18 protein-coding genes and 1 pseudogene are annotated in these 19,757 nt (G+C 63.4%); 7 read left to right on the forward strand and 12 right to left on the reverse strand.

Going from position 1 to position 19,757, the window contains the following annotated elements; all coding sequences use genetic code 11:
* Window positions 1-1,353: a 3-oxoacyl-ACP reductase gene (locus A0O30_RS24070; protein ID WP_105948295.1), complete on the reverse strand. Its 1,353-nt coding sequence runs from the start codon at window positions 1,351-1,353 to the stop codon at window positions 1-3.
* Between the two features lie 118 nt (window positions 1,354-1,471).
* Between A0O30_RS24070 and A0O30_RS24075 the strand changes: the two genes are divergently transcribed.
* Both A0O30_RS24075 and A0O30_RS24080 read left to right on the forward strand, forming a co-directional pair.
* Complete coding sequence (locus tag A0O30_RS24075; RefSeq protein WP_105948296.1) at window positions 1,472-2,752, forward strand: acetyl-CoA C-acetyltransferase; 1,281 nt, start codon at window positions 1,472-1,474, stop codon at window positions 2,750-2,752.
* Between the two features lie 54 nt (window positions 2,753-2,806).
* Complete coding sequence (locus A0O30_RS24080; protein WP_019099766.1) at window positions 2,807-3,586, forward strand: helix-turn-helix transcriptional regulator; 780 nt, start codon at window positions 2,807-2,809, stop codon at window positions 3,584-3,586.
* A 130-nt stretch (window positions 3,587-3,716) separates the two neighbouring features.
* Here the strand turns inward: A0O30_RS24080 and A0O30_RS28280 are convergent, their stop codons facing one another.
* The 5 genes and pseudogenes from A0O30_RS28280 to A0O30_RS24100 all read right to left on the reverse strand — a co-directional run bounded on the left by A0O30_RS28280 (window position 3,717) and on the right by A0O30_RS24100 (window position 9,073).
* Window positions 3,717-4,484: a methyl-accepting chemotaxis protein gene (locus A0O30_RS28280; protein WP_371058977.1), complete on the reverse strand. Its 768-nt coding sequence runs from the start codon at window positions 4,482-4,484 to the stop codon at window positions 3,717-3,719.
* Between the two features lie 90 nt (window positions 4,485-4,574).
* Window positions 4,575-5,660 (reverse strand): annotated as a pseudogene (locus A0O30_RS28285) (cache domain-containing protein); the annotation flags it as partial.
* Between the two features lie 167 nt (window positions 5,661-5,827).
* Complete coding sequence (gene cueR, locus A0O30_RS24090) at window positions 5,828-6,238, reverse strand: Cu(I)-responsive transcriptional regulator (RefSeq protein WP_019099768.1); 411 nt, start codon at window positions 6,236-6,238, stop codon at window positions 5,828-5,830.
* Complete coding sequence (locus A0O30_RS24095; protein ID WP_105948298.1) at window positions 6,235-8,634, reverse strand: heavy metal translocating P-type ATPase; 2,400 nt, start codon at window positions 8,632-8,634, stop codon at window positions 6,235-6,237. Before A0O30_RS24095 ends, cueR begins: the two co-directional genes overlap by 4 nt.
* 52 nt (window positions 8,635-8,686) lie before the next feature.
* Complete coding sequence (locus tag A0O30_RS24100; protein ID WP_105948299.1) at window positions 8,687-9,073, reverse strand: hypothetical protein; 387 nt, start codon at window positions 9,071-9,073, stop codon at window positions 8,687-8,689.
* A 131-nt stretch (window positions 9,074-9,204) separates the two neighbouring features.
* On the opposite strand from A0O30_RS24100, the gene A0O30_RS24105 reads away from it, so the two are divergent.
* The gene (locus A0O30_RS24105; protein ID WP_105948300.1) at window positions 9,205-9,402 is read left to right on the forward strand and encodes a heavy-metal-associated domain-containing protein; all 198 of its coding nucleotides are present in this window, start codon (window positions 9,205-9,207) and stop codon (window positions 9,400-9,402) included.
* Window positions 9,403-9,596: 194 nt separating this feature from the next.
* Window positions 9,597-10,778 (forward strand): multidrug effflux MFS transporter, encoded by a 1,182-nt coding sequence (locus A0O30_RS24110; protein ID WP_105948301.1) that lies wholly within the window; start codon window positions 9,597-9,599, stop codon window positions 10,776-10,778.
* Here the strand turns inward: A0O30_RS24110 and A0O30_RS28065 are convergent.
* Entirely contained in the window at window positions 10,729-10,926 is a 198-nt protein-coding gene (locus A0O30_RS28065) for a hypothetical protein (protein WP_082426406.1), read from the reverse strand. The genes A0O30_RS24110 and A0O30_RS28065 overlap by 50 nt on opposite strands.
* A gap of 458 nt (window positions 10,927-11,384) precedes the next feature.
* Between A0O30_RS28065 and A0O30_RS24120 the strand changes: the two genes are divergently transcribed.
* Window positions 11,385-12,098, forward strand: coding sequence for a helix-turn-helix transcriptional regulator (locus tag A0O30_RS24120; protein ID WP_105948302.1), 714 nt, complete (start codon window positions 11,385-11,387; stop codon window positions 12,096-12,098).
* Window positions 12,099-12,117: 19 nt separating this feature from the next.
* Here A0O30_RS24120 and A0O30_RS24125 read toward each other — a convergent pair whose 3' ends face one another.
* The 5 genes from A0O30_RS24125 to A0O30_RS24145 all read right to left on the reverse strand — a co-directional run bounded on the left by A0O30_RS24125 (window position 12,118) and on the right by A0O30_RS24145 (window position 16,468).
* Window positions 12,118-13,065, reverse strand: coding sequence for an adenosine deaminase (locus tag A0O30_RS24125; protein ID WP_060499490.1), 948 nt, complete (start codon window positions 13,063-13,065; stop codon window positions 12,118-12,120).
* Window positions 13,066-13,151: 86 nt separating this feature from the next.
* On the reverse strand, window positions 13,152-13,838 hold the full coding sequence (locus tag A0O30_RS24130; RefSeq protein WP_105948303.1) for an SDR family oxidoreductase: 687 nt from the start codon (window positions 13,836-13,838) through the stop codon (window positions 13,152-13,154).
* Window positions 13,839-14,203: 365 nt separating this feature from the next.
* Window positions 14,204-14,788, reverse strand: a complete 585-nt coding sequence (locus A0O30_RS24135) for a YigZ family protein (protein ID WP_105948304.1) — start codon at window positions 14,786-14,788, stop codon at window positions 14,204-14,206.
* A 9-nt stretch (window positions 14,789-14,797) separates the two neighbouring features.
* Window positions 14,798-15,460 carry a TetR/AcrR family transcriptional regulator gene (locus A0O30_RS24140; RefSeq protein ID WP_019099774.1) on the reverse strand — a complete coding sequence of 221 codons (663 nt, stop codon included), beginning with the start codon at window positions 15,458-15,460 and terminating at the stop codon, window positions 14,798-14,800.
* Window positions 15,461-15,550: 90 nt separating this feature from the next.
* Window positions 15,551-16,468: a LysR family transcriptional regulator gene (locus tag A0O30_RS24145; protein WP_016715426.1), complete on the reverse strand. Its 918-nt coding sequence runs from the start codon at window positions 16,466-16,468 to the stop codon at window positions 15,551-15,553.
* A gap of 118 nt (window positions 16,469-16,586) precedes the next feature.
* Between A0O30_RS24145 and A0O30_RS24150 the strand changes: the two genes are divergently transcribed.
* Together A0O30_RS24150 and A0O30_RS24155 are read left to right on the forward strand one after the other, a co-directional pair.
* Window positions 16,587-17,933 carry an aspartate aminotransferase family protein gene (locus A0O30_RS24150; protein ID WP_105948305.1) on the forward strand — a complete coding sequence of 449 codons (1,347 nt, stop codon included), beginning with the start codon at window positions 16,587-16,589 and terminating at the stop codon, window positions 17,931-17,933.
* Between the two features lie 73 nt (window positions 17,934-18,006).
* Window positions 18,007-19,500 carry a CoA-acylating methylmalonate-semialdehyde dehydrogenase gene (locus A0O30_RS24155; RefSeq protein ID WP_105948306.1) on the forward strand — a complete coding sequence of 498 codons (1,494 nt, stop codon included), beginning with the start codon at window positions 18,007-18,009 and terminating at the stop codon, window positions 19,498-19,500.
* The last annotated feature ends 257 nt before the right edge of the window (window positions 19,501-19,757 follow it).

The raw sequence follows: 19,757 nt of genomic DNA on the forward strand, positions 1-19,757 counted from the left end.
TCAGGCCCCCATCAATGCCTGGCCGCACACCCGCAGCACCTGGCCGTTGACTGCCCCGGAGCCTGGTTGGCTGAGCCAGGCAATGGCTTCGGCGACGTCCTGCGGGCGCCCGCCCTGGCCCAACGAGCTCAGGCGCCGGCCGGCCTCGCGCAGGCCCATGGGCATGGCTGCGGTCATGTGGGTTTCGATAAAGCCGGGCGCCACGGCATTGATGCTGCCGCCACGTTCGGCGAGCCGGGGCGCCCAGGCCTGGGCCAGACCGATCAGCCCGGCCTTGCTGGCGGCGTAGTTGGCTTGCCCACGGTTGCCGGCAATGCCGCTGACCGAGGCCAGCAGGGTGATACGTGCGTTTTCCCCCAGCGCGCCACTGTCATACAGCGCCTGGGTCAGCACCTGTGGGGCCTTGAGGTTGACGGCCAGCACCGCGTCCCAGTAGTCCGGGGTCATGTTGGCCAGGGTCTTGTCACGCGTGATGCCGGCGTTGTGCACCACGATGTCGATGCCGTCGGGCAAGGCCGCCAGCAGTTGCGTTGCCGCGTCGCTGGCGCAGATATCGAGCGGCAGCGCCTTGCCACCCAGGCGTGCAGCGAGGGCGTCGAGGTCCTGGCTGGCCTGTGGTACATCCAGCAGCAGCACGTCCGCGCCGTCCCGTGCCAGGGTTTCGGCGATAGCAGCGCCGATGCCGCGCGCTGCGCCAGTGACCAGGGCACGACGGCCGGCCAGTGGGCGGGTCCAGTCCTCCACCTGGCTGATACAGGCTTCCAGGCGCAGCACCTGGCCAGAGATGAAGGCGCTCTTGGGCGAGAGGAAAAAGCGCAGGGCGCCTTCCAGCTGGTCATCGGCGCCGGGGGCGACATACAGCAGCTGGGCAGTCGCGCCGTTGCGCAGCTCCTTGGCCAGCGACCGGCTGAAGCCTTCAAGTGCCCGTTGGGCAACGCTGGCCAACAGGTTGTCGAGGCTTTCCGGTGCACGCCCCAGCACCACGATATGCGCGCAAGGCGCCAGGCTACGCAGCAGGGGCTGGAAAAATTCGCGCAACTGCTTCAAGGCATCGCTGTCGGACAGATGACGGGCATCGAATACCACGGCCTTGATTTTCGGCCCCAGGCCGGCCACCCAGGCTTCAGCCTGCAAATCGTCGGCATTGAAGCTGTAAACCTCGTCCGTCAGGCGTGGGGCGATGGCTTCGACCTGTTTCGCCATTGGCCCGCCGCCCAGCACCAGCGCCCCTTCCACCGGGCGTAGGCGGCCGGCCTGCCAGCGTTCCAGCGGGGCCGGACGTGGCAGGCCAAGGGCATCCACGAGGCGGCGGCCGAGGTTGGAGTTGGCAAAACCGAGGTAGCGATCGCTCATGAGTGGGTCTCCGCAAAGGCAAGCTTGAAAGTGTGGACCAACTTTGTGGCAAGGTCGTTCGCCCACGGTAAAAACACCTAGGCTGTACGGATCAAATTGTTTCAGGAGGAAAAAGCGCATGCGTTCACTTCGCCGGGTCGCGATCCTGGGCGGCAACCGAATTCCCTTCGCCCGCTCCAACGGCGCTTACGCCACGGCCAGCAACCAGGCGATGCTCACTGTTGCCCTTGAAGGATTGATCGAACGCTATCGCCTGCATGGGCTGCGGCTGGGGGAGGTAGTGGCTGGCGCGGTGCTCAAGCACTCGCGCGACATGAACCTGACCCGCGAATGTGTGCTGGGTTCGCGCCTTTCACCGCAGACCCCGGCCTATGACCTCCAGCAAGCGTGCGGCACCGGGCTAGAAGCGGCGTTGCTGGTGGCCAACAAGATAGCCCTGGGGCAAATCGACAGTGGTATCGCCGGCGGCGTGGATACCACCTCCGACGCACCGATTGCCGTCAACGAAGGCCTGCGCCACATCCTCCTGCAAGCCAACCGTGGCAAAAGCCTGAGCGAGCGGCTCAAGCCCTTTCTCAAGCTAAGGCCTCACCACCTGAAACCCGAACTACCACGCAATGGCGAACCACGCACCGGGCTGTCGATGGGCGAGCATTGCGAGCGCATGGCCCAGGCCTGGCGCATTGGCCGTGCCGAACAGGACGCGTTGGCGCTGCTCAGCCACCAGAAACTGGCTGCCGCGTATGCCGAGGGTTGGCAGGATGATTTGCTGACGCCGTTTCTTACGTTGACCCGCGACAATGACCTGCGCCCCGACCTGACCCTTGAGCAGTTGGCCAAGCTGCAACCCGCCTTTGACCGCAGCGGGCAGGGCACGCTGACAGCCGGTAACTCCACCCCACTGACGGACGGCGCCTCTATGGTGTTGTTGGGCAGCGAGGAATGGGCCGCGCAGCAGGGGCTGGACGTGCTGGCTTATCTGGTCGATGGCGAAACCGCTGCGGTGGACTTTGTGACCGGTCGCGAAGGGCTCTTGATGGCGCCGGTGTATGCCGTGCCACGCTTGCTGGCGCGCAATGGCCTGACCTTGCAAGACTTTGACTACTACGAAATCCACGAAGCCTTCGCTGCCCAGGTGCTGTGTACGCTCAAGGCCTGGGAAGATGCCGACTATTGCCGTGAACGGTTGGGGCTGGAGGCGCCGCTTGGGGCGATTGACCGCAGCAAGCTCAATGTAAAAGGCAGTTCGCTGGCAGCGGGGCACCCGTTTGCGGCCACCGGAGGGCGCATATTGGCCAACCTGGCCAAGCTGTTGGCCACGGCAGGGAAGGGGCGGGGGTTGATATCGATTTGTGCGGCAGGTGGGCAGGGGGTGACGGTGATTGTCGAGCGCACCTGACGTGCTCTTGCCTCAGCTGTTAGGCTTGTCCCGCCAGAACTACAAGAAGCCGCCATGCCGATCATCGGACACCCCCGCGCCATCCCGGCGCTGGACCACCTGCCCAGGCCCCTCTATGCCCGTGCCGAAAGCCTCGGCGCCGGTTCCTGGACCACCCGCCACCAGCACGACTGGGTGCAGTTTTCCTACGCCATCAGCGGCGTACTTGGCGTGTACACCCGCGACGGCAGTTACTTCGCGCCACCCCAGTGGGGGGTGTGGATTCCTGCTGATGCCGAGCACGAAGTGGTGACCTCGATGCAGGCCGAAATGCGCAGCCTGTATGTACGGCGTGATGCCTGCCCGTGGGCGCCGGAGCAATGCCGGGTGCTGGAAGTAACCCCGCTGGCACGCGAGCTGATCAAGCAGTTTTGCCTGTTCCCGGCGGACTACCCCGAAGATGACAGCGCCGAAGCACGCCTGGTGGCGGTGCTGCTCGACCAGTTGCGCACGTTGCCCGAGGTGGGGTTTTCGCTACCGTTGCCACGGCACCCAGGGTTGCTGGCGCTGTGCAACGGTTTGATTGCTGCACCGGATCAGCCGCAGACATTGCAGCAGTGGGCGCGCGAGCTGGGTTGCTCTGAGAAGACGCTGATGCGGCTGTTCCAGCGGGAGACCGGGTTGAGCTTTCGCAACTGGCGGCAGCGCATGCGGCTGTTGTCGTCGCTGGCGTTGCTGGAGGCGGGGGAGAATGTGACCGAGGCGGCGCTGGGGTGTGGGTATGATTCCACCTCGGCCTACATTGCGGCGTTCAAGCAGTTGTTTGGCGCTACTCCTGGGGAGCTGAAACTCTAGCTATGGTTTGCCTGTACCGGCCCTATCGCCGGCAAGCCAGCTCCCACAGGTACTGCACAGCTCTTGAGGGCAGCGGGGGCCTGTGGGAGCTGGCTTGCCGGCGATAGGGCCGGTACAGGCGATGTGTTAATCAGGTGCGGAACCTGCGCACCAGCGCATCCAGCTCATTGGACAACCCGGCCAGGCTCTCCGAGTCCACCCGCGCCGCCTGGGCCAGTTCGGCCACCAGCTGGGCATCACCGTGAATCTGGCTGATGTGCCGGTTGATGTCCTCGGCCACCTGGTGCTGTTCCTCGGCGGCGGTGGCGATCTGCGTGTTCATGTCGCGGATCACATCCACCGATTCCCGGATTTGCCCGAAGCTGTCGCGTGCCAGGCCAATGCGGCTCACCGATTGCTGCGATACCTCCAGGCTGGCATGCATCTGCGCGGCCACTTCGGCAGTGCGGTTGGCCAGGTTACCCAGCAGGCCATCGATTTCGGCAGTGGAGTCGGCAGTGCGTTTGGCCAGGGCCCGTACTTCATCGGCCACCACGGCAAAGCCACGGCCTTGCTCACCGGCGCGGGCGGCTTCGATGGCGGCGTTGAGGGCTAGCAGGTTGGTCTGCTCGGCAATCGAGCGGATGGTGCCGAGGATCGACTGGATAGCATTGCTGTCCCGCTCCAGCTGCTGGATCGACTGCGCCGACTGCTCGATTTCCTGGCTCAGGCGGTCAACGCTGTGTACCGCCGCATCGATCTGCTGCTGGCCTTCGCGGGCCTGCTGCTGACCGCTGTCGGCCGACTGCGCTGCCTGGCTGCAGGAACGCGCCACTTCGTTGGCGGTGGCGACCATTTCGTGGAACGCGGTGGAAACCATGTCCACGGCTTCGCGCTGGCGGCCTGCGGCCTCGGCCATGTCGCTGGAGACACGGGTCGAGCTGCTGGAGGTGCTGAGGATTTTGCCGGCGGCAGCGCCAATGTGCTGGATCAGGCTGCGGATCGCGCCCAGGAACTGGTTGAACCAGCTGGCCAGTTGCGCGGTTTCGTCGCGGCCACGGATTTCCAGGTTACGGGTCAAGTCACCTTCACCCTGGGCAATGTCTTCCAGGCCGTTGGTAACGCTGTTGATCGGGCGCACGATCAGCTTGGCGAACGCCGCACCCACCACGGCGAACAACGCGGCCAGCACCACGGCGATGACACCGATCAGCCAGGTGAGCCGGGTGGTGGTCTGCATCACTTCGCTGTGTTCGATCAGGCCGATGAAGGTCCAGCCCAGTTGCTCGTCGGGGTAGACGTTGGCCATGTAGCGCACGCCATTGAGCTCGACTTCGACCAGGCCTTTGCCCGCCTTGGCCAACTCGGCATAACCACTGCCAAAGCTCGCCAGTTGCTTGAAGTTGTGCCCGGCGTCGCGTGGGTCGACCATCACGTTGCCGTTGCTTTCCACCAGCATCAGGTAACCGCTTTCGCCCAGTTTGATCTGCTTGACGATCTCGGTCAGGCCCTTGAGCGACACGTCGATGTTGACCACGCCACCGGGGTTGCCCAGCTGGTTGGCCACGGCGCGCACGGTGCTGACCAGTACCGCGTCGTCGGCGGCCCAGTAGTAGGCGCCGGTACGTACGGTCTTGCCCGGGTTGGCCATGGCCAATTGGTACCAGGGGCGAGTGCGTGGGTCGTAGTTGACGAACTTCTGCCCTGCCGGCCAGCCTGTGTAGCCACCGTCGTTCACCCCGTAGGACAAGTAGGCATACGCAGGGTGTGAGTTGGCCAGGCGGGTCATGAAGTCAAGGAGCTTGCTGGCCTGCTCGCCCAGTTCGTAGGACGGGCTGGCGCTCATGTACTTGTTCAGCTCGCTGCCCGTGGCGGCGACCATTGGCTGCGAAGCCATGTACTCGACGTTCTGGTTGATGCCCTGGAAGAAGATGTTCATCGCGTTGCTGACCTGACGGATTTCCCGGCTGCTGCTGTCGAGGAATCCGTCGCGGGCTTCGCCACGCAGGTTGAGGACCACCAAGGTGGCCACGAGGACGATGGGCAAGCCGGCGATGACCGCGAATGCCCAGGTCAGTTTCTGTTTGATGCTCATCGACGCTCCCGGAATTTTTATTGTCGACACACGAGGCAGGTAGCCAGTACATCGGCAGCATCCGGGTTTTATGTAGCCAGAACGCCCGTATTTATTGGATAAAGTCGTAGTTGGTGACTATTCGGTCGCGTTTGGACGCTTTTGGCATACCAAACGCGTGTGACCGTTCAGTGGCAGCAGTTGCCGGCGGCGCCGTTGGCCAGGTCTTTGAGGATCGGGCAGTCCGGGCGGTCGTCCCCTTGGCAGTGCGAAACCAGCTCGCCAAGGGTGTCGCGCAGGCTCACCAGCTCCTCGATGCGCCGGTTCAGCTCGTCGATGTGCTGCATGGCCAGCGCTTTCACATCGGCGCTGGCACGTTGGCGGTCCTGCCACAAGGTCAGCAGCTTGCCGACCTCCTCCAGGGAAAACCCCAGGTCGCGGGAGCGCTTGATGAAGGCCAGGCTGTGCAAGTCTTCCGCCTGGTACAGGCGGTAGCCGCTGTCGCTGCGTGTGGCCGGTTTGAGCAGGCCGATGGATTCGTAATAACGGATCATCTTGGTGCTGAGCCCGCTGCGGCGGGCGGCCTGGCCGATATTCATGGCGCCTCCTGGGTGGTGCTGGTGGGTTTCCACGCCTTGAGCCACAGCGCGTTGCTGACCACGCTCACGCTGGACAGGGCCATGGCGGCGCCGGCCAGTACCGGGTTGAGGTAACCCAGCGCGGCCAGCGGGATGCCGATCAGGTTGTAGATGAATGCCCAGAACAGGTTCTGGCGAATCTTCGCATAGGTCTTGCGGCTGATCTCCAGCGCTGCAGGCACCAGGCGAGGGTCGCCGCGCATCAGGGTGATGCCAGCGGCCTGCATGGCCACGTCGGTACCGCCACCCATGGCAATGCCGATGTCGGCGGCGGCCAGTGCCGGGGCATCGTTGATGCCATCGCCCACCATGGCGACCACGCCGTCCTGCTTGAGCGCGGCCACGGTCGCAGCCTTGTCGGCTGGCAGCACTTCGGCATGTACATCGTCGATGCCCAGCGCGTCTGCAACCACTTTGGCGCTGCCGCGGTTGTCGCCGGTCAGCAGGTGGCTGCTGATATGTTGGGCATGCAGGGTGTCGATGGCCTGCGCGGCGCCGGGCTTGAGGCTGTCACCAAAGGCGAACAGGCCCAGGACGCGGGGTTGCGCGCCCCGTTCGATCAGCCACGACAAGGTGCGCCCCTCGGCTTCCCAGGCCTGGGCCTTCGCAGCCAGGTCGCCGGGCTGCAGCCCGCTTTCGTCCAGCAGGCGGCGGTTACCCAGGGCCAGCTCACGGCCTTCCACACTTCCTGCGATACCGCGCCCGGTCAGCGACTGACTGTCGGTAACCACCGGCACGTCCAGCCCCTGTTCGGCACAGGCATCCAGCACTGCCTTGGCCAGTGGATGTTCGCTGCCACGTTGCAGGGCGCCGGCCAGGCGGTGGAGGTCGGCACTGCTGCCAGCCTGCGCCTGGCTGTGGACCACCCGAGGGCTGCCGGAGGTGAGGGTGCCGGTTTTGTCGAAGACCACGCGGTTGACCGCATGGGCACGCTCCAGGGCTTCGGCGTCCTTGATCAGGATACCGTGGCGGGCAGCGACCCCGGTGCCGGCCATGATTGCCGCAGGGGTGGCCAGGCCGAGGGCGCAGGGGCAGGCGATGACCAGCACGGCGACGGCGTTGATCAGTGCGGTTTCCAGCGGTGCGCCGGCCAGCCACCAGCCGACCAGGGTGATCAGGGCCAGCACCAGCACGGCGGGGACGAACACCTGGCTGACCCGATCGACCAGCTTCTGGATCGGCGCCTTGGCGGCCTGGGCGTCTTCGACCAGGCGGATGATACGCGCCAGCACGGTTTCGGTCCCCAGCGCCTGGGTGCGCACCAGCAACCGGCCTTCGCCATTGATGGCACCACCCGTGACGCTGTCGCCCGGCTGCTTGGGTACTGGCAGGCTTTCGCCGCTGATCAGGGCTTCGTCGGCATGGCTGCTGCCGTCCTCGACTACACCATCGACCGGAAAGCGCTCGCCGGGCTTGACCAGTACCAGGTCGCCCAGGCGCAGCTGGGCAATGGGCACGTCTTCTTCCTGGCCCTCGACGACACGCACGGCACGTTCCGGACGCAGTGCCTCAAGGGCACGGATGGCGCTGGCGGTCTGGCGCTTGGCACGGCTTTCCAGGTACTTGCCCAGCAATACCAGGGCAATGACCACGGCCGAGGCTTCGAAGTACAAGTGCGGGGCCATGCCGGCGGGGGCTTGTGCCCACTGGTAAAGGCTCAGGCCATAGCCGGCGCTGGTGCCCAGGGCCACCAGCAGGTCCATGTTGCCGGCACCGGCGCGCACGGCCTTCCAGGCGGCTACGTAGAAGCGTGCGCCGAGAATGAACTGCACCGGCGTGGCCAGCAGGAACTGTGCCCATGCTGGCAGCATCCAGTGCAGGCCGAATGGCTGCACCAGCATTGGCAGTACCAGCGGCAGGGCCAACAGCAAGGCTGCGCCGACCGCCAGGCGCTCATTGCGCAGGCGGCGCTGGGCAACGCTTTGGTCGTCCTTGGCCGATTGCGGCAGGCTGGCGCTGTAGCCGGCCTTGTGCACAGCGTCGATCAGCAGGTTGTCATCGAGGGCTGCGAGCACGTCGAGGTGAGCGCGTTCGCTGGCCAGGTTGACGCTGACGTGCTCGACCCCAGGCAGCTTGCCAAGGGCACGCTCAACGCGGCCGGTGCAACTGGCGCAGGTCATGCCGCCAATCTGCAGTTCGACAGTGCGGGTGGGCACGCCATAGCCGGCTTCGCGCACGGCGTCGACCAGGGCGGGCAGGCTGTTGGCCGGGGCCTGGACCCGGGCCTGTTCGGTGGCGAGGTTGACGCTGACCTGTTCAGCGCCGGTGACCTTGCGCAGGGCGCGCTCGACCCTGCCGGCACAGCTGGCGCAGGTCATGCCGGAGATCGGCAGGTCGTAAGTGGTGGATGCGGGCATGGCTCTCCTCCTTGGACAGGCCTCCAGCATCAACCTTGCCATGCAGGTAAGGTCAATAGCCCAGGCCGGCTCGCTTCAACTCCAGGCCATATTGCCCCATGGCGATGCGGTATTTGTTGATCTGGCCCGCCTGCAAGTTCAAACGTGTACTGCGCTGGTCTTCGATGCCCGGCGCGCAGCCTTGTACCTGCCCTGGCAGCAGGCGCAGGCGTACGTCCACCGGACCGGGTGGAAGGTTGAACGAGGTGGACTGCTCCTGGAACACGCGCCCGGAGAGCTGGTCGTTGAGGTAAACCCCAATTTCGCAACCGGTGGCCACTTCCAGGCGTTCCCGGGAGATGATCAGTACGCTGTAGTCCGAGTTGCCCTCGGCGATGGCCGGTGGCACCGCAGCCAGCGCGCTCAATAGCCCGACGACGCCCAATGCTGCCCTGAACATGAATAATCTCCTGCTTGCCTGATCGTCAAAGGCGCAGCTTGGCCGACACGGGCGTAGATTTCCACCCCGGGTGTTGACCTTGCCCCGATGGCAAGCTTGAGACTCGTTGAAAACCTGAAGGAGAGATCCCCATGCAAGTGTTCAATGTACAAGGCATGACCTGTGGCCATTGTGTGAAAGCGGTGACCCGGGCGGTGCAGGAGCAGGATGCTGCGGCCAAGGTCGAGGTCGACCTGGCGGCGAAACAAGTGCGCGTGCAGAGTGAGTTGGCGCAGGAACAGATTCTTACTGCGATCAGGGATGAAGGGTATCAGGCTGAACTCGCCTGATCACGAACCTGTGGGAGCGGGCGTGCCCGCGAAGAACCCAACGCGGTGTATGGCACCGGCTGTGCCGGTGTTCGCGGGCGCGCCCGCTCCCACAGGGACCGTCGCTGCCCGTGGGTTTGTTGCAAATGTTTTCACATTCATAGGGTCCACAGCAGGTAGAATCATCCACTTGCTTAGCCTGCTATGGATTCCTGATGAACCTGCGAATGGTGCTCATCCTGGGCGCACTCAGTGCGTTCGGGCCCTTGGCGATCGACTTCTACCTGCCCGCCTTCCCGGCCATGGCGCAGGCGTTCGCCACCGACGAAAAACACGTCCAGGCCACCTTGGCCGCCTACTTCCTCGGCCTGTCCATCGGCCAGCTGGCTTACGGGCCGGTTGCCGACCGTTTTGGGCGTCGCAAACCACTGATGTTCGGCGTGACCCTGTTCACCCTGGCGTCACTGGCCTGTGCCTATGCCCCCAACCTCGACACTCTGGTGGTTGCGCGCTTTGTCCAGGCGCTGGGCGGTTGCGCAGGCATGGTGCTGTCGCGGGCCATCGTCAGCGACAAGTGCGACCCGGTGGCCTCGGCCAAGGTGTTCTCGCAACTGATGCTGGTCATGGGCCTGGCGCCGATCCTGGCACCGATGCTGGGCGGGGTGTTGGTGAACCTGGCGGGCTGGCAGTCGATCTTCCTGGCGTTGAGCCTGTTCAGCGCCGGTTGCCTGCTGGCGGTCAGCCTGGGCCTGCCGGAAAGCCTGCCTGCGCATATACCGCGCCAGCCGCTGTCTGGCGCATTGCGCCAATATTTGCGCCTGCTCGCTGACCGGGTGTTCCTCGGCCATGCCTTGACGGGTGGTATCGCCATTGCCGGCATGTTTGCCTACATTGCCGGTTCGCCATTCGTGTTCATCAAGCTCTATGGCGTACCGGCCGAACATTACGGCTGGCTATTCGGCACCAATGCTGCCGGCTTCATACTCGTGGCGCAGGTGAATGCCCGATTGCTGGCCAAGCGCGGGCCTGCTTTCCTGCTGGCGCGCGCCGTGTGGCTGTACCTGATTGCGGGCCTGGTGCTGTTGGGCGTGGCGGCTTTGCGCCCCGCGCAGCTGTGGCCGCTGCTGGTGCCGTTGTTCATCTGCATTGCCAGCCTGGGCTGCATCATCCCCAATGCATCGGCGTGTGCCATGAGCGGGCAGGGCGCGCGGGCCGGCAGCGCTTCGGCATTGATGGGGTGCGTGCAGTTCAGCGTTGCTGCGGGTGCCGCTGCGCTGGTCGGGCTACTGCACGATGGCAGCGCGGTACCTATGGCGCTGGTGATCAGCTTCTGCGGGGCATTGGCGGTCAGTGTCGCGCTGCTGACCCGGCGCTTGCAGGCCAAGCCTCCCGCATGAGCGGGTGAGGTGCCTGAAGGCGGGTTTCCAGCGTTGCGACGAAGGCCCGCGCCTCGGCCTCACTGCGGAAACTGACCACGTGTTGATCGAGCTGGACCTGCCAGGGACAGGCGGGGTTTCGGCTCGATGCACTGACGATAATTTTCATCGCGGCATACCTCCAGAATGGGGAGAGCCGCTCAAGTGTAGCGCTGGCCCTCCTGCCTGCCATGCGCTGCGTCAGTGTCCTGACTGACGGTCGAAGGGCGCAATGCCTGCAAACCAGCGAAACCTTCGCTAGCTCGCGCGCTATTTGCGGAATGTCGCTGTGGGCCGTATCTGAAATTGCTGCAAGCCTTTTTCTATCAAGATATTTCGGTGCTTCTGTCTGTGGGTATCGGCGCTTTGGCTGACCGGCTTGCGGGCAGCTTTCTGGCGCCGGCTCACTGCTTGCCATGGGTAGGCATACCCAGTGGTTTTTTGTCGCCGATGTGTCTGCGCAAGGCCGTCTGACTGGGATTTTCTGCGGCTTATACTGGCGGGCCAGGCCAGTGCCAGCGAGAGGTGCTTCCCTGCCAGGGTTGGCCATCGCATCCACTCAGTGAACTTGCAGAGAGTTACAGGGACATGAACGCAGCCAGCAGCATCAGCCAGATTGCCAGCTTGATGGCCGACCCCAAACGCAGTGCCATGTTGTGGGCATTGATCGACGGCACGCCACGGCTAGCCAATGAACTTGCGATAATGACCGGCCTGACGTCCTCGTCGGCTTGCGCGCACCTTTCGTTGCTGTCATCGGCCGGATTGCTCCGGCATGAAGCCAGGGGGCGCAAACGCTACTTCCGCCTGGCAACCCCGCAGGTCGGGGCGGCTGTCGAGGCCTTGGCCAGCGTACAGCTGGAAAACACCAGGGGGGAGCGGGCCAAGGCACCGGCATCACCGCTGCCCATGTCGATGCGCCGGGCACGCCGGTGTGGCGATCACCTGGGCGGGGAGTTGGCCAGTGAGCTGTATCACCGCCTGGTGGTGGCCGGCTGGCTGGAAGGCAGCGGAAGGCAGTTGATGGTGAGTGACGAGGGGAGGGCGCAGTTGGCCTTGGTCGGGGTGTACATCGATGCCCTGGCACCACACGAGCAACGCGGCTGCGTGATTTGCCGCTGCACCGAGTGGAATGACCAGGCCCCGCATCTGGGCGGCGTGCTGGGCCAGGCTTTGTTCAGGTTATTCCTGCAGTCTGGCTGGATGCGTGAGGCCGAAGACTCGCGGGCGTTGCATATCTCTGCGCTGGGTATCCAGCAGATCAATCGCATCGCCCGCGTGGAGACATTGCAGGTCGGTTGAACGCAACGTCGTCGTTCAATCAGACCAGCCGGGCATCCAGGCTGTTCTGTGCCAGGCGACGGGCCTGGTCTTCGGTCATGCCCAGGTGAGTGTGCAGGGCGTGGAAGTTTTCCGTGACGTAGCCCCCGAAGTAGGCCGGGTCGTCCGAGTTGACCGTCACTTTCACGCCACGCTCAAGCATGTCGAGGATGTTGTGCTGGCTCATGTGGTCGAACACGCACAGTTTGGTGTTGGACAGCGGGCACACCGTGAGCGGGATCTGCTCGTCGATGATGCGCTGCATCAGGCGCTCGTCCTCGATGGCGCGCACGCCATGGTCGATACGCTTGATTTGCAGCAGGTCCAGCGCTTCCCAGATGTACTCGGGCGGGCCTTCTTCGCCGGCATGGGCGACAGCGACGAAGCCTTCGCTGCGGGCGCGGTCGAACACACGCTGGAACTTGCTCGGCGGGTGGCCCATTTCCGAGCTGTCCAGGCCAACGGCGATGAATGCATCGCGGAACGGCAGGGCCTGGTCGAGGGTTTTTTGCGCTTCCTCTTCGCTCAGGTGGCGCAGGAAGCTGAGGATCAGGCCACTGCTGATGCCCAGTTGCTGGCGGCCGTCCTTCAGTGCCTGGTTGATACCGTTGAGCACCACTTCAAAGGGGATGCCACGGTCGGTGTGGGTTTGCGGGTCGAAGAACGGTTCGGTGTGAATCACGTTCTGCGCCTTGCAGCGTTGCAGGTAGGCCCAGGTCAGGTCGTAGAAGTCCTGTTCGGTACGCAGCACATCGGCGCCCTGGTAATACAGGTCGAGGAACTCCTGCAGGTTGTTGAAGGCGTAGGCGCCCCGCAAGGTCTCTACATCGGCCCAGGGCAGGGCGATCTTGTTGCGCTCGGCCAGGGCGAACAGCAGCTCGGGCTCCAGCGAGCCTTCCAGGTGCAAGTGCAGCTCGGCCTTGGGCAGGGCGTTCAACCAGTCATACATATAGGGGGATCTCAATCAGGTACGGTTGCCGCCATTCTACAGGGGCTGGCCGGGCATTGCGCCCGGCCAGACTGCGACCCGGTGAATCACCAGACCAAGGGTTCGCCCTTGTAGTTGATGAAACGCAGGCCGCCCTTACCGCTTTGCGCATTGATCTGGTCGAGCATGCCGCGGGTGCTGGTGAGTACGTCGATCTCGGCGTTTTCGCCGCCCATGTCGGTTTTTACCCAGCCTGGGTGCATGGCCAGCACGCACAGGTCGGGGCGCTGCTGCTCGACGACAAAGCTGTTGATCATCGAGTTCAACGCCGCCTTGCTGGCCTTGTACAGGCAAATTTCACCGCCGTCGGGGATGGTCACGCTGCCCAGGATCGAGCTCATGAAGGCCAGTACGCCGCTGCCCTCGCGTACCTGGCCGACGAGACGTCGGGCCACGCGGATCGGTGCGACGGCGTTGGTCATGAACAGGTCGCCGATGTCTTTGTTGTGTACGGTCTCCAGGTCTTGTGGCAGGGGCCCCATGACACCGGCGTTGACGAATACCAGGTCGAACACCTGGCCCTGCAGGCGCTGCTTCAGGCCGTCGAGCTGGGCGGTGTCGTTCATCTCCAACTGCTCGATGTGCACGCCGGGCACGTCCGCCAGGGCGCCGGGCTGCTGCGGGTTGCGCACGGTGGCAGTGATGTTCCATCCATCTTCGTGCAGGCGTTGCACCAGGCCCAGACCAAGCCCGCGCGAGGCGCCGATGATGAGGGCAGTTCTTGAATTAGCCATAGGAACATTCCTTTATCGGTGTAGGAAAAAGGAATTGAGCATACGTTACGGAAGGCGTGTGCGCTCACCGGATAAGCGGCTAAAAATTGATCAAGGTTGCCAGAGCGCTTGTAGCCGGGCGCTTCGCCTGTTGGCGCACGGGTTATCCACAGGCTGTTCCACAGTTATTGTGTGCAAGCTCTGGTGGGGTGGGTGGGCTCGTCGAGTCCCACACTGGGGATAACTTTCACGCTTTCAGCAGGTTGCGGCTGTCATCAAGCGGTGACCAAAATATGATCAAAGCTATGCAGGCCTTGAATGTATTGGGCTGCAAGCGAATGCCCCAAGCTTATCCACAGGCGGGCCCACAGTTGTTGTGGGCAATGTCAGCGCGCTTCTAGCAGGATGCGCCCACGGCTCAGGTCGGCCAGTTGCTGCTGTAGGGGTGCCAGGTGGGCGTCACCCAGCGCAATTAGCAGGTCCACGCCGTTGGCGGTGAATTGCTCATCCAGGACGAGGCCATCAACCTCTGCCAGGCGCAGTTTCACCAGTGCCAGTTCGCTGAAACTGCAGCTGCAAGTGAATTCGCTACGCTGCACCAGCAGCCGTTTGGGCGCCTGTTGCAGGCATTTGTTGGCGCCGCCGCCATAGGCCCTGGCCAGGCCGCCGGTACCCAGTTGTATGCCGCCATACCAGCGGATCACCAGCACCACGACCTGGTCGCAGTCTTGTGCTTCGATGGCTGCCAGGATCGGTCGCCCGGCAGTGCCGCCGGGTTCTCCGTCATCGCTGCTGCGGTACTGGGCGCCAAGCTTCCAGGCCCAGCAGTTGTGGGTGGCGGCCAGGTCGCTGTGGCGTTCGATGAAACTCATCGCGTCCGCAGTGCTGCTGATCGGCCCGGCCAGGGTGATGAAGCGGCTTTTGCGGATTTCCTCGCGGTACTCGCAGAGGTCGAGCAGGGTAGAAGGCATAAATGACGTTCAGGCAGCCGGCTTGATGCCGCAGCCCTTCAGAATGATGTGGATAAGGTTGTTGCTCGCGTCTTCCATGTCCTGCTTGGTCAGGCGGCTGCGGCCGGTAACCTGGCAGATCTGGGTGGCGAAGTCGGCGTAGTGCTGGGTGCTGCCCCACAGCAGGAAGATCAAGTGCACCGGGTCGACCGGGTCCATCTTGCCGGCTGCGATCCAGGCCTGGAACACGGCGGCTCGGCCGCGGAACCACTCACGGTAGTCGGCACTGAAATATTCGGTCAGGCAGGTGCCGCCGCTGATCACTTCCATGGCAAAAATCCGCGAAGCTTGCGGGTTGCGCCTGGAAAACTCCATCTTGGTACGGATGTACTGGCTCAGGGCCTCGCCGGGGTCGTCATCGACGCTCAAGGCGTTGAAGGTGCTGTCCCACAACTCGATGATGTTGCTGAGCACGGCAATGTACAGGCCCAGCTTGTTGGTGAAGTAGTAATGCAGGTTGGCCTTGGGCAAGCCCGCCTTGAGGGCGATGGTGTTCATGCTGGTGCCCTTGAAACCATGGCGGGCGAACTCGTCTTCGGCGGCCTGGATAATGGCCTGTTCGTTCTTCTGGCGGATGCGGCCCGCGGGCTTGCCCGAGGCAGAGAGGCGATGCGCAGGGACTTCTAGGGTCATGGACGATTCCGTACGGGTCAGTGGCTGCGGCAGTCGGACAAGATTACCTGCCTGTGCCGAAGTGACAAGCGTTTGCGGCAGAGACTGGCATCAACGTGTCGCAGCCAGGCTGTCGAGAAAGCTTTCCAGCACCAGGTTCGGCCGCCGGCCCTTGCGCGTTACCCAGCTCAGGCTCAGGTCATAGAAGCGCTGTTGAGGCTTGAGGGCACGCAAGCGGCCCTGCTGCACCCAGAAGGTGGCGTAGTGATCGGGCAGGTAGCCGATGTAGCGCCCGGTGAGGATAAGGAACGCCATCCCTTCGCGGTCCGAAGCACTGGCCGTGCAGTTGAGCGCCTGGTAGTGCGCCTGGATGTCGGCAGGCAGGCGGAACGTCGGGGTAATGGCTTCCTGGCTATTCAGGCGTTCGTCGTCGATCTGCTGGTCATCGGCATAGAACAGCGGATGGCCAACGGCGCAGTAAAGCAGCGAACGTTCGCTGTACAACGGCTGGTATTCAAGGCCCGACAGCGGGCTGGTCTGGGGAACTACGCCCACATGCAGGCTGCCGTCGAGCACGCCGTGTTCAACCTGGCTGGGGGCAATCATGCGGATCTGGATGCGCACATCGGGGCCTCGGTCCTTGAGTTCGGCCAGCGCGTGGGTGATGCGCATGTGCGGCAGGGTGACGAGGTTGTCGGTCAGGCCAATGTTCAGCTCGCCACGCAAATGCTGGTGCAGGCCATTGACCTCGGTGCGAAAGCTTTCCAGCGCGCTGAGCAGTTGCAGGGCCGAATGGTAGACCTCGCGGCCTTCCTCGGTCAGCGAAAAACCGGCGCGGCCACGTTGGCACAGGCGTAGGCCAAGGCGTTGCTCCAGGTCGTTCATCTGCTGGCTGATGGCCGAGCGGCCAATGCCCAGCACGTTTTCGGCGGCCGAGAAGCCGCCGCACTCGACTACGCTGCGGTAGATCTTCAGCAAGCGGATGTCGAAGTCGCTGACCTGGGCGAGTGGATCGGGGCGTCGGCTCATTAGTTTAGTCTTGGCCTGTCTGAAGATTAGAAATGTAGGCTTTTTCAGACTTTATCCGCGTGCCAATTTAGCTGCAACAACATCCATCGTTGCCTAATCGTCTTCCGAGGAACCGCCGATGAACATGCCCGAAACCGCTACCGCCGGTATCGCCAGCCAGCTCAAGCTGGATGCCCACTGGATGCCCTACACCGCCAACCGTAACTTCCAGCGCGACCCACGGCTGATCGTGGCGGCCGAAGGCAACTACCTGGTCGATGACCAAGGGCGCAAGATTTTCGACGCCTTGTCTGGCCTGTGGACCTGCGGCGCCGGGCACACCCGCAAGGAAATCACCGAGGCAGTGGCCCGCCAGATCGGTACCCTCGATTACTCACCGGCCTTCCAGTTCGGCCACCCGCTGTCGTTCCAGCTGGCTGAGAAGATCACCGAGCTGACCCCGGGTGACCTGAATCACGTCTTCTATACCAACTCCGGTTCCGAGTGCGCCGACACCGCGCTGAAAATGGTGCGTGCCTACTGGCGCCTGAAAGGCCAGGCCACCAAGACCAAGATCATCGGCCGTGCCCGTGGCTACCACGGCGTGAACATTGCCGGTACCAGCCTGGGTGGCGTCAACGGCAACCGCAAGCTGTTCGGTCAGCTGCTGGATGTCGACCACCTGCCTCACACCGTGCTGCCAGTGAACGCCTTCTCCAAGGGCATGCCGGAAGAGGGCGGTATTGCCCTGGCTGACGAAATGCTCAAGCTGATCGAGCTGCACGATGCGTCCAACATCGCTGCGGTGATCGTCGAGCCGCTGGCCGGTTCGGCCGGCGTACTGCCGCCGCCGAAGGGTTACCTGAAGCGCCTGCGCGAAATCTGCACCCAGCACAATATCCTGCTGATCTTCGACGAAGTGATCACCGGCTTCGGCCGCATGGGGGCGATGACCGGCGCTGAAGCCTTCGGCGTGACCCCGGACCTGATGTGCATCGCCAAGCAGGTCACCAACGGCGCCATCCCGATGGGTGCGGTGATTGCCAGCAGCGAGATCTACCAGACCTTCATGAACCAGCCGACCCCGGAATACGCCGTGGAATTCCCGCACGGCTACACCTATTCGGCCCACCCGGTAGCCTGTGCCGCCGGTATCGCCGCGCTGGACCTGCTGCAGAAGGAAAACCTGGTGCAGTCCGCCGCCGAGCTGGCGCCGCACTTCGAGAAGCTGCTGCACGGCGTGAAGGGCACCAAGAACATCGTCGATATCCGTAACTACGGCCTGGCCGGCGCCATCCAGATCGCCGCTCGCGACGGTGATGCCATCGTGCGCCCGTACGAAGCGGCGATGAAACTGTGGAAGGCGGGTTTCTACGTGCGCTTCGGTGGCGACACCCTGCAGTTCGGCCCAACCTTCAACACCACGCCGCAGGAACTGGACCGCCTGTTCGATGCCGTCGGCGAAACCCTGAACCTGATCGACTGATCTATCCGATTTTGATGCCCGGCGCGTGAACGCATCACGCGCCTGCTTCTACCTTCTTTATCTGGAGTTTTGCATGAGCATTGTTCAGCACCTGATCCACGGCGAGCTGGTTACCAAGGGTGAGCGCACCGCCGATGTCTTCAACCCGTCCACTGGCCAGGCTGTACGCAAGGTCGAGCTGGCCAGCCGCGCGACCGTGCAGGAAGCGATCGACTCCGCCAAGGCAGCCTTCCCGGCCTGGCGCAACACCCCGCCGGCCAAGCGCGCCCAGGTGATGTTCCGCTTCAAGCAACTGCTGGAGCAGAACGAAGCCAAAATCTCGCAGATGATCAGCGAAGAGCACGGCAAGACCCTGGAAGACGCAGCCGGTGAACTGAAGCGCGGCATCGAGAACGTCGAGTTCGCCTGCGCGGCGCCAGAAGTGCTGAAAGGCGAGTACAGCCGCAACGTCGGCCCGAACATCGACGCCTGGTCCGACTTCCAGCCACTGGGCGTGGTCGCGGGCATTACCCCGTTCAACTTCCCCGCCATGGTGCCGCTGTGGATGTACCCGCTGGCCATCGCCTGCGGTAACGCCTTCATCCTCAAACCTTCCGAGCGCGACCCGAGCTCCACGCTGTTCATTGCCCAGCTGCTGCTGGAAGCCGGCCTGCCAAAGGGCATCCTGAACGTGGTGCACGGTGACAAGGAAGCAGTGGATGCGCTGATCGAAGCGCCAGAAGTGAAAGCACTGAGCTTTGTAGGTTCGACGCCGATCGCCGAGTACATCTATGCAGAAGGCACCAAGCGCGGCAAGCGTGTACAGGCCCTGGGTGGTGCCAAGAACCACGCGGTGCTGATGCCGGATGCCGACCTGGACAACGCCGTCAGCGCACTGATGGGCGCGGCCTACGGTTCGTGCGGCGAGCGTTGCATGGCCATTTCGGTGGCCGTGTGCGTGGGCGACCAAGTGGCCGATGCACTGATTGCCAAGCTGGAACCACAGATCACGGCGCTGAAGATTGGTGCAGGCACCTCGTGCGGCCTGGACATGGGCCCTCTGGTGACTGCCGCTGCCCGTGACAAGGTGGTGGGTTACATCGATGACGGTGTTGCTGCCGGCGCCAAACTGGTGGTGGACGGGCGCGGCTTCCGTGTGGCCGGTAATGAAGATGGTTACTTCGTGGGCGGCACCCTGTTCGACAAGGTGACCCCGGAGATGCGCATCTATAAAGAAGAGATCTTCGGTCCGGTGCTGTGCGTGGTGCGCGTGAACAGCCTGGAGCAGGCCATGCAGCTGATCAACGATCACGAGTATGGCAACGGTACCTGCATCTTCACCCGTGACGGTGAAGCGGCGCGCCTGTTCTGCGACGAGATCGAAGTGGGCATGGTGGGGGTGAACGTACCGCTGCCGGTACCGGTGGCTTACCACAGCTTTGGTGGCTGGAAGCGTTCGCTGTTCGGTGACCTGCATGCCTATGGCCCGGACGGGGTGCGCTTCTATACCCGTCGCAAGGCAATTACCCAGCGTTGGCCGCAGCGTGCCAGCCATGAGGCATCGCAATTCGCTTTCCCTAGCCTTTAAGGCAGGTAACTGAAGCGGGGAGGCCGGTAGGCCTCCCCGCTTTGTTTTTCAGCGATATTAAAGTTTCTTGAAATTAAGGGTTGACGCGCTTTCGAATCCCCTTATAATGCGCCCCACTTCCAGCGACATCGGAGCGGAAAACTCCTTGAGACTCAACGAGTTAACTAGTTAAGGTGAAGTTGAAAGGGCTACGATCGAATGATCGCAAGCGGTTGAAATGGTGGTTGACAGCGGTTTTAAACGCTGTATGATTCCCC

It is taken from the genome of Pseudomonas sp. LLC-1, from assembly GCF_002992185.1.
In the GTDB taxonomy this organism is placed as follows: domain Bacteria; phylum Pseudomonadota; class Gammaproteobacteria; order Pseudomonadales; family Pseudomonadaceae; genus Aquipseudomonas; species Aquipseudomonas monteilii.